Source organism: Lyngbya sp. CCY1209 (assembly GCF_035615495.1).
GTDB lineage: Bacteria > Cyanobacteriota > Cyanobacteriia > Cyanobacteriales > Microcoleaceae > Limnospira.
In genome coordinates, this window is sequence record NZ_JAJENU010000464.1 from 1 (window position 1) to 329 (window position 329).

Sequence of the window (329 nt, forward strand, 5' to 3'; positions counted from 1 at the left end):
CATCGACGTATGACGGAAATTGGGTCTACTGGGCAACGAGGAGAGGGAAATCACCAGAAATCTCAAACCGAGAAGCCAAACTGCTGAAAAACCAGAAAGGCAAATGCAAATGGTGCGGACAGCACTTCACTATCGAAGACCAAGTGGAGACCGACCATATAATCCCTAGAAGCTTAGGCGGAAAGGATGATTACAAGAACCTCCAATTGCTGCACCGCCACTGTCACGATGCCAAGACTGCCATAGATGGTATAGTCAAAGCAAGAGTCGTACTCATGACAACGAGACGACTGAACTAGGAGCCGTGTGAGGTGAAAGTCTCATGCACG

Annotated in this window: 1 protein-coding gene; it reads left to right on the top strand. The window is 48.6% G+C overall.

Going from position 1 to position 329, the window contains the following annotated elements; all coding sequences use genetic code 11:
- Positions 1-299: HNH endonuclease signature motif containing protein (locus LKE08_RS14790; protein ID WP_324705007.1), on the top strand; the 299-nt coding region annotated here is incomplete at its 5' end.
- Positions 300-329: the final 30 nt, after the last annotated feature.